Below are 9522 nucleotides of genomic sequence, written 5' to 3'. Positions count from 1 at the left end.
GAAACCGTGACGGATGAGGAATTGACTATGATTGAAAACCGATTGAATCACCGCCCCAGAAAGCGACTAGGATTCAAGACACCTCACGAGGTATTCCATGCCTCGTTAAAGCGTGTTGCACTTCGTCCTTGAATCCGCCTAGTTTTAGTGAGATGATTTGCCAGAAAAATGCTGAGGCTGGCCAAATCTGGCGGTGGAAAATTGAGGGGTGAATTGCGGGGGAGGGGTAAAAAATCCTTGCAGATTTTTGTAGCGCGTCTACGATTGCGGTTATGTCAGTGGACTGGAAATGGACCAGCTACGATGCCAGAAAGGGTTTTGATCATGCGGACAGATCGCCCCGCCTGACGCAAGCTCTCCGTGCGTTTGGAAATAGGCCCATCTCAGTATGAGCCTATTTTTTGTCTGAATCAGATGGATTACTTTACATCGTGTCGATGAAGCTGCGCAATTTGTCGCTGCGGCTTGGGTGCTTCAACTTACGCAAAGCTTTGGCTTCGATTTGACGGATGCGCTCGCGTGTGACGTCAAACTGTTTGCCCACTTCTTCTAGCGTGTGGTCCATGGCCATTTCGATACCAAAGCGCATGCGCAGCACTTTGGCCTCGCGTGGCGTCAGAGCATCCAAAATGTCTTTCACCACATCGCGCAAGCCCGCTTGCATCGCAGCTTCGATGGGTGCGGTGTTGACGCTGTCTTCAATGAAGTCGCCCAAGTGGCTGTCGTCATCGTCACCGATTGGTGTTTCCATCGAGATCGGTTCTTTGGCGATTTTCATGATCTTGCGAATCTTGTCTTCTGGAATCTCCATCTTCTCGGCCAAGACGCTGGCATCGGGCTCGAAACCAAACTCTTGCAAGTGTTGGCGGCTGATGCGGTTCATCTTGTTGATGGTCTCGATCATGTGCACAGGAATTCGAATGGTGCGTGCCTGGTCTGCAATCGAGCGCGTGATGGCTTGACGAATCCACCAAGTGGCATAGGTCGAGAACTTATAGCCGCGACGGTATTCAAACTTGTCCACGGCTTTCATCAAACCGATGTTGCCTTCTTGGATCAAGTCAAGGAACTGCAAACCACGGTTGGTGTATTTCTTGGCAATCGAGATCACCAAACGCAAGTTGGCTTCGATCATTTCCTTCTTCGCGCCGCGTGAGCTGCGCTCACCCGCGTTCATGCGCTTGTTGATGTCTTTGAGTTGCTCCAAAGGCACTACCACGCGAGACTGCAAGTCGATCAGTTTTTGCTGCGAGTCTTGCACAGGCGGGATAAAACGTCCCATGGTGGTTGACCAAGGCTTGCCTGCTGCGGCTTGTTTTTCAACCCACTTGAGGTTGAGCAAGTTCGGTGGGAAGTCTTTGATGAATGTGGCTTGTGGCATGCCACATTTGTCCACGATGATGCGACGCAGTTCGCGTTCGTTTTTACGCACATCATCAACTTGGCCACGTACCAATTCGCACAGCTTTTCAATGGTCTTGGCCGTGAAACGAATGCCCATCAGCTCTGCCGTCAAAGCAGTTTGCGCTTTCATGTACACCTGTGTGCCGTAGCCTTCTTTGTCGTAGGTTTTGCGGAGTTTTTCGAACAACACAATCATGCGGTCAAAGCGCTCAAGAGCGGCGTTCTTCAATTCTTCAAGCTTCTTGGTCAGTGCTTTCGAGCCGCCTTTGCCGTCGTCATCGTCTTCTTCGTCAAACTCGTCGAAGTCTTCTTCGGCCACATAGTCGTCGGCTTCGTTGAGGTTGTTGAAGCCGTCCACGATGGTGGAGATGACCACTTTGTTTTCGCGAATGTCTTCGACCATGGTCAACACAGCGGCGATGGTGGCAGGGGCGGCACTGATCGCGGCCATCATGTCCATCAAGCCGCCTTCGATGCGCTTGGCGATTTCGATTTCGCCTTCACGGGTCAACAACTCGACCGTGCCCATTTCACGCATGTACATGCGCACGGGGTCGGTGGTGCGACCAAACTCACTGTCCACGGTGGACAAAGCAGCTTCGGCTTCTTCTTCGGCTTCCTCTTCAGTTGCAGCCGTGGGTGTGTTGTTGTTGAGAAGCAGGGTTTCTGCGTCAGGGGTGTGCTCGTAAACGGCCACGCCCATGTCGTTCAACATGCTGATCACGACTTCGAGGGTTTCCGCATCGACCAATTTGTCAGGCAAGTGGTCGGAGATTTCGCCGTGCGTCAGGTAGCCGCGTGTCTTACCGAGTTTGATCAGGGTTTTGAGACGTTGGCGACGCTTTTGCATGTCCTCTTCGGACAGCACGGTTTCGTCCAAACCGAATTCTTTCATCAAGGCACGCTCTTTGGCCTTGCTGATCTTCATGCGCAGCGGCTTGGCCTTTTCTGCACCGGTTTCCACCACGGGTTCTTCACCCACGAGATCGGCTTCGATGCCGCTCATGTCTTCATCGGCTGCACTGGTTTTTTTGCCTTTGGCGGCCTTTTTCGCAGGCGCTTTTTTGGCCGCTGCTTTGGGGGCGTGGGCTTCTACAGCCAAGGCTTTTTTCTTAGTGTCCTCAGCTTTGGTTGTAGTTTTGGCTGCGGTTTTGGTGGCTGGCTTGGCGACAGCTTTGGTTTTCGATGCGGGCACTGACTTGGCTTTCGTTGCGGGTTTGGCTGCAGATTTAGCAGCGGTTTTAACTGCCGATTTGGCAGCCGTTTTTGCAACGGGTTTTGTGGTGGGCTTCGTAACTGCTTTGGCGATGGTTTTGACGGCTGGCTTGGCTGCGACTTTGGGCGCAGCGGAGGCTGGCTTTTTGCTCACAGGTTTGGCAGCAACCTTCTTGGCCACAGGCTTGGCAGGCTTCGTGGACTTGCGGTCAACAGGCATGAAAACTCCTAGACATCAAAGAAACAAATACACAGCGCCACAAAAACCCGGCGCGGGAAAAGAAAAAAGGGGGGTGAAGTCAAAGAACCTCTAGAAGCAAGCGGATTGGGCGAACATTTGGAATGCAGTCCTTGCGGTAAGGTGGCGAGTCGTGCGCTTGTGTCACGGTTGGCCGGGCCCGGAGGTGCTGCTGTCGCACTTGCTATACGTGGATTATACCTAAAACGGTGGCACTCATTTGGCCGCGGGTGCGTCAGTCTTGGCTTTCGACCAGTTTTTGCGGGATCAAGCCGAGTTGCTTGCGTCGCTCAAACAAGGCCTTATAGCGTTGCATGGCACTGGGGTCTGCGGCGGCTTGGGCAATCGCTTCTTTCATTTGCGCGTCGAGACTCTCAAACAAAATTTTGTTCAGGATACCGCGCAGCTCTAAGCTCGCTTCGCGTTTTTGCGCTTCGGGCGAGAGGTTTTCGGACATGGGCTTGCCATCGTCATCGAGCAAGGGGGGGAAGGCACTGGCCATCACGCGCAATGCCAAGTCTTCGGATTCATGATCGCGCAGGCCTTCGCGCAAGGCCCCCCAAGTTTGGTTGCCGTTTTCGTGGTGCTGGTGGTCGAGCCACACAAACAAGGGGCCATGGGGTGGCGCCAATTCGCATAACAGGTTGTGGTCTTCGGTGGACAGGTCTTCCCAAATCTCCATGTGCGACAGCAGCACGCGTGCCGCATGGTCCGCACGGCCTGCGGGGATGAGGCGTGTGCCACGTTTCCAACTCTTGGGGGTGTAGGGTTCGCGGGGCTTGAACTTGGATGACTTTTTAAACTCACCCGTGCGCGTCGGCGCAGCAGTGGCGGGGGCGGGCATCCACAGGTCTTGCAGCTCGTGGTTACCTAAGTCGGCCAGTTCAGCAATTTCACTGAGCAACTGGCGCTTGAGCGCGCCATCGGGCAGGGCCATCCATAGGGGCTTGGCATTGCTGGCCATGTGGGCTCGGCCTTCTGCGGTGTGCAAGTCGCAGCCCTCGCGCGCCACTTCAATAAGGAAGCGGCTCAAGGGCATGGCCTCGGTCACGCAGTGGGCGAAGGCTTCTTTGCCAAACTCGCGGATGTAGCTGTCGGGGTCATGCTCTTGCGGTAAGAACAAAAACTTCACGCTGCGCACATCGGTGGCGTAGGGGAGTGCGCCATCCAATGCCTTGCGCGCCGCGCGGCGGCCTGCGCCATCGCCGTCAAAGCTGAACACCACGTTGTCAGTGAAGCGAAACAACTTTTGCACATGGTCGGTCGTACACGCCGTGCCTAGGGTTGCCACTGCATTGGGAAAGCCCAGCTGCGCTAAGGCCACCACGTCCATGTAGCCCTCGGTCACCAGCACATAGCCTGCGTCACGCAACGCGTTGCGGGCTTCAAACAAACCATACAGCTCACGACCTTTGCTGAACACAGGTGTTTCGGGGGAGTTAAGGTATTTGGGGGTCCCTTCGCCCAGCACGCGGCCCCCAAAGCCAATGCACTCACCTTTGACGTTGCGGATGGGGAACATCACGCGGTCGCGGAAGCGGTCATAGCGTTTTTCTTCTTCGCCATCTTCTTGATTGACGATGACCAAGCCGCTCTCTGCCAGCAGCGGGTCTTGGTAGTCGGGGAATACGCTGGCCAAGCTGCGCCAGCCTTCGGGCGCGTAGCCCAGTCCAAACTGTTTGGCAACCTCACCGCTCAGACCGCGACCTTTGAAGTACTCAATCGCTTTGGGCGAGTTGCGCAAATGCTTGCGGAACGATTCACCTGCTTTCTCCAACACGTCGGTCAGGGTAGCTTGCTTTTGGCGCTGCTGCGCTGAGCGCTCGCGATCTTGGGGGGAGGCATCCTCTTCTGGCACCTGCATGCCCACGCCTTGCGCCAAGTCCTTCACCGCCTCAACGAAGGTCATGCCGGCATGCTCCATCAAGAAGCCAATGGCATTGCCGTTTTTGCCGCAGCCAAAACAATGAAAAAACTGTTTGGCAGGGCTCACCGAAAATGAGGGGGACTTTTCGCCGTGGAACGGGCACAGTCCCATGAAATTGGCTCCGCCCTTTTTGAGCTGCACATAGCGACCCACCACTTCGACAACGTCGACGCGGGCTAAAAGCTCTTGAATGAAGGACTGGGGGATGGCCATAGGTGAAAAGGGTGAAGCCTGATTTTAGGCTTCACCCTTTTTCGGGAAATTGAAGAACGTTTTGGCTTACTTTGGTGCCAAACGAATCGCGCCATCCAATCGAATCACCTCGCCATTGAGCAAATCGTTCTCAAAGATATGCAGGGCCAGTTTGGCGTAGTCCTGCGGTGTGCCCAAGCGTGAGGGGAAGGGCACGCCTGAGGCGAGGGCGTCTTGCACCTCTTGTGGCATGCCAAACAACATCGGCGTACCCATGATGCCGGGGGCGATGGTCATGTTGCGGATGCCGTTGCGGGCCAGGTCGCGTGCGATGGGCAGGGTCATGCCGACGATGCCGCCTTTGGACGCGCTGTAGGCGGCTTGGCCAATTTGGCCGTCATAGGCGGCGATGGAGGCGGTGGAGATCAACACGCCGCGTTCGCCAGTGGCCTCTGGCTCGTTGTGACACATGGCCTCAGAGGCCAAGCGAATCATGTTGAAACTGCCAATGAGGTTGATGGTGATGGTGCGGGTGAAGCTGCTCAAGGCATGTGCGCCGTTTTTGCCCACAATTTTTTCGGCAGGTGCCACGCCTGCGCAGTTGACCAAGCCCATCAGTTTGCCTAAGGACACGGCTTTGGCCACAACGGCTTCGGCCTGGGCCTCGTTGCTCACATCGCATGTCACAAAAGCGCCGTCAATATCTTGGGCCACAGCTTCGCCTTTGTCAGCTTGCATGTCGGCGATCACCACCACGCCACCTTTGGCGGCCAATGCGCGTGCGGTGCCTTCGCCCAAACCTGATGCGCCACCCGTGACGATGAAAACTTTGCCTTTGATGTCCATGAGGGGCTCCCGTGTGTTGTGAGGTTGATTTACGTTTACGTAAACGTCAATTATGCGGGATGCCAAGGGCCTCTTGCGGGGATCTAGGACAATCCCTAGTGAGAGAGATTCATTTTTAAAAAGGCTTTGGCATGAGTTCGCAACAGTTTCGTATCCCGTTCACTTTTCGCGCTGGGGTATTGGCTTTGTGTGTCGCCGTGTTGGCGGCATGTACATCTCCCGGGCCTCTGGCACCTGTCGAAGGCGGCAAGCCAGAGGTGCCTGTGGCTAAGCGCGTGCCTAAATTTGGCTTGGCCTTGGGCGGCGGTGCTGCACGTGGGTTTGCCCATGTGGGTGTGATTCAGGTGTTGGAGGAGGCGGGCATCAAACCCGATTTGGTGGTGGGTACGTCCGCAGGCAGTGTGGTGGCCGCTTTTTATGCCAGCGGTAAGACAGGGGCGCAATTGCAAAAAGTGTCTGAAAACATGGAGGAGGCGACCATCACCGATTGGACCGTGCCCTTGCTCGGGCGCGGCATGATGCGTGGGGACGCGTTGGGCCGTTACGTGAATGCGCAAACGGGCAACCGTCGCATCGAAGACTTCAAGATGCCTCTGGGCATCGTGGCCACCGACTTGCGCACGGGTGACGGTGTGTTGTTCCAGCGTGGTGACGTGGGCACAGCCGTGCGTGCCTCGAGTTCGGTGCCTTCGGTGTTTGAGCCGGTGCGCATTGGCTCCCGTGAGTTTGTCGATGGTGGACTGGTATCGCCCGTGCCTGTGCGTTATGCGCGCCAGATGGGGGCGGAGTATGTGCTGGCGATTGATATTTCCAGCCCGCCCGAGACCGGTAAAACAGGGGATATGTTTCAAATCTTGATGCAGACCTTCACCATCATGGGCAAGAGCATCAACACCTTCGAGCTGCGCGAAGCCGACTTGGTGGTTCGCCCCGCTTTGGCAGATGTGGGGAGTGCCGACTTCAGAGCTCGCCGCCGCTCGATTGAGGCGGGTCGCGCCGCCATGCTGCAAGCCTTGCCCAAACTCAAACTGGCCCTCGCTGCCGAATAAAACGATGTCATGCGGGCAAAAAAGGGGCCCACCTTGAGGCGAGCCCTTGAAAGAATTCCTGCACCCTGAGGTGGCGAAGAATCCGAGGAGACAACCGTTACGAATTAACGCTTCTTGGCAACGCTCTTAGAAGCTTTCACCGCTGTTTCAGTGGCTGTTTGAATGTGTGATTCGGCCATGTCAGCAGCTTGCTTGACGGCTTTTTGCACAGATTCCACGGCGGTGTTGCTGGCCGTCACAACTTGCTTGAAGAAAGCCACAGCTTGCTCAGAGCCAGCAGGTGCATTTTTCAAAGCAGATTCGATGTAAGCCTGAACAGCTTGTTGGCCTTCAGCCGCTTTGCCTTCGAGACCTTTGGTCAAGTCGGTGCTGGTGCTGGAAGCGATGTCATAGATGTGGCGGCTGTAGGCAGCAGACTTCTCAGCCAAAGGCTGCAAGAAGCTGGTTTGCAAAGCGATCAGCTCTTGTGCGTCTTTCACAGCCATCACGGCTTTGGCGTGCGCAGCGGATTCGGCCAAGGCAGCGCGGTTGGCAGTTAGGTTGAGTTCAACCATTTTTTCAACGCCCGCGAAGGCCTTGTTTGACAAACCAAACAGGTTATCGAGGTTGGCTTTGTTCGTGGCGGCGATTTGTTCAACGTTGATCATGGGGATACTCCAAAAGTTAAATGATCTTGCAAAAAATGTTGCGATGCAGCATTGGAATGGAGTTTAGGGTTATCCCGTGGATTTGCAAGAGGGTTTAGAGCTTCGGAGGCCTGTTTAGAGGTCAGGTTCTAAAACTGGAGGTTTCTGCACAGAGGCCCAAGTGCTTTGCAGATTGGTGACAATGCAGCCTTGTTTGATGCGGTTTCCAAGGGATATGCGCGCTTTTTATTCGGACCAATTCGTGTTGCCCTTGCCGCCAGGCCACCGTTTCCCTATGGCTAAGTACCGCTTGTTGCGTGAGCGCTTGGGGGCAGAGTTGCCTGAATTGGTGCTGGATGCTGCTGAGCCTGCGAGCGATGGTGAGCTGGCTTTGGTACACACCCCGAGCTATATCCAATCGGTGGTGCAGGGCACGTTGACGCAGGCGCAACAAAAAGAAATAGGGTTTCCTTGGTCACCCGCAATGGTCGAGCGTTCTCGCCGCTCCGCCGGAGCCACCGTGATGGCAGCACGAGCAGTGTTGTTGGGTGGCGAAGGTGTTTGTGCCAACTTGGCGGGCGGCACGCACCACGCGTGTGCCGATCAGGGCAGTGGCTTTTGTGTGTTCAATGATGCGGCGGTGGCCACGCGCCTCATGCAGGCTGAATGGGGACGCATTCACAAACATCCTTTGAATGTGGCCATCATTGATTTGGATGTACACCAAGGCAACGGCACCGCGCGCATCTTTGCGCGGGACACGCAGGTGTTCACCTTGTCGATGCACGGCGCGCGCAACTTTCCGTTTGCCAAAGAAAGCAGTGATTTGGATGTGGAGCTGCCCGACGGATGCGGCGACACGGCTTATTTAGAAGCTTTGGAACAGGCCTTGGCGGAGTTGGATACCCGCTTCAACCCCAGCTTGGTGATTTACCTCGCGGGGGCCGACCCGCACGAGGGCGACCGTTTGGGACGCTTGAACCTGAGCTTTGATGGCTTGGAAGCGCGTGACCGCCGGGTGTTCGATTGGGCATGGTCCAAACGCATTCCTTTGGCGTTCTCTATGGCTGGGGGCTATGGACATCACATGACGGACACCGTGCAGGTGCAAGTCAACACCTACCGTGTCGCCTATGCGTATTGGCGACGCTGGCAAAATCTATCTCTACCCGCTTGAGCGATTCAATTTAAAAACGTCTTGGAGACATGTGTATGACCCACCCAACGAATGTGGCTGCTGTAGACCACGCCATCACCTCACGCATGTCTGCCCGTGCGTTCAAGCAGCAAGCGGTGTCGCGCGAATTGGTGACAGAAATTTTGCAAGTCGCCAGCCGCGCACCGTCGGGGACTAACACCCAACCTTGGAAGGTCTATGTGTTGCAAGGCCCGACACGTGACAACTTGGTGAGCAAAGTCTGTGCAGCCCACGAGGCCATTCGCGCCAACTCCGAAGTGGCCAAGCAGTACCAAGAGCCTTACGACTACTACCCCACACAATGGGTCAGCCCCTACATTGATCGCCGCCGCGAAAACGGTTGGAGCCTGTATGGTTTGCTGGGCATTGGCAAAGCCGACAAAGACCGCATGCACGAGCAGCAGCAACGTAACTTCAAATTTTTTGACGCACCTGTGGGCTTGATGTTCACCATCGACCCCGTGATGGGGCGCGGCTCTTTGTTGGACTACGGCATGTTCATTCAAAACATCATGTTGGCTGCGCGTGCGCGTGGCTTGCACACCTGCCCACAAGCAGCTTGGAATGCGTTTCACAGCATCATCCTGCCTCATGTCGGTGCAGCACCAAGGGAGATGCTTGTGTGCGGTATGTCGCTGGGCTATGCCGATGACAGCGATAAGGTCAACACCTTAGTCACGCCACGTGTGCCCGTGAATGAGTTCACCCATTGGGTGGACTAAGTTTGAAGTTGCTTTGACATGATCATCACCAGCCTGCTCGACACCGACCTTTACAAATTCACCATGATGCAGGCTGTGCTGCATCAGTTCCCGAGTGCGCAGGTG

At 55.6% G+C, this 9522-nt stretch carries 7 protein-coding genes; 3 read left to right on the top strand and 4 right to left on the bottom strand.

What is annotated here, in order from left to right; translation table 11 throughout:
• Positions 1-424 precede the first annotated feature (424 nt).
• From rpoD to RMS03_RS08315, 3 genes are all read right to left on the bottom strand, one after another.
• Entirely contained in the window at positions 425-2839 is a 2415-nt protein-coding gene (rpoD, locus tag RMS03_RS08325; protein WP_310626611.1) for an RNA polymerase sigma factor RpoD, read from the bottom strand.
• 253 nt (positions 2840-3092) lie between these two features.
• Entirely contained in the window at positions 3093-4997 is a 1905-nt protein-coding gene (gene dnaG, locus RMS03_RS08320) for a DNA primase (protein WP_310626610.1), read from the bottom strand.
• A 66-nt stretch (positions 4998-5063) separates the two neighbouring features.
• On the bottom strand, positions 5064-5822 hold the full coding sequence (locus RMS03_RS08315; protein ID WP_310626609.1) for a 3-hydroxyacyl-CoA dehydrogenase: 759 nt from the start codon (positions 5820-5822) through the stop codon (positions 5064-5066).
• A 131-nt stretch (positions 5823-5953) separates the two neighbouring features.
• On the opposite strand from RMS03_RS08315, the gene RMS03_RS08310 reads away from it, so the two are divergent.
• Positions 5954-6871 (top strand): patatin-like phospholipase family protein, encoded by a 918-nt coding sequence (locus RMS03_RS08310; protein ID WP_310626608.1) that lies wholly within the window; start codon positions 5954-5956, stop codon positions 6869-6871.
• A gap of 104 nt (positions 6872-6975) precedes the next feature.
• Here the strand turns inward: RMS03_RS08310 and RMS03_RS08305 are convergent, their stop codons facing one another.
• Positions 6976-7518 carry a phasin family protein gene (locus tag RMS03_RS08305; RefSeq protein ID WP_310626607.1) on the bottom strand — a complete coding sequence of 181 codons (543 nt, stop codon included), beginning with the start codon at positions 7516-7518 and terminating at the stop codon, positions 6976-6978.
• A 214-nt stretch (positions 7519-7732) separates the two neighbouring features.
• Between RMS03_RS08305 and RMS03_RS08300 the strand changes: the two genes are divergently transcribed.
• Both RMS03_RS08300 and RMS03_RS08295 read left to right on the top strand, forming a co-directional pair.
• Positions 7733-8674, top strand: coding sequence for a histone deacetylase (locus tag RMS03_RS08300; protein WP_310626606.1), 942 nt, complete (start codon positions 7733-7735; stop codon positions 8672-8674).
• A gap of 35 nt (positions 8675-8709) precedes the next feature.
• Entirely contained in the window at positions 8710-9417 is a 708-nt protein-coding gene (locus RMS03_RS08295; RefSeq protein WP_405023518.1) for a nitroreductase, read from the top strand.
• Positions 9418-9522: the final 105 nt, after the last annotated feature.

Origin of the sequence: Limnohabitans sp. (assembly GCF_031538885.1) — a bacterium.
Taxonomy (GTDB): domain Bacteria; phylum Pseudomonadota; class Gammaproteobacteria; order Burkholderiales; family Burkholderiaceae_C; genus Limnohabitans.
Note: the sequence above shows the minus strand (reverse complement) of the source record. Positions and strands in the feature narration are given on the sequence as shown.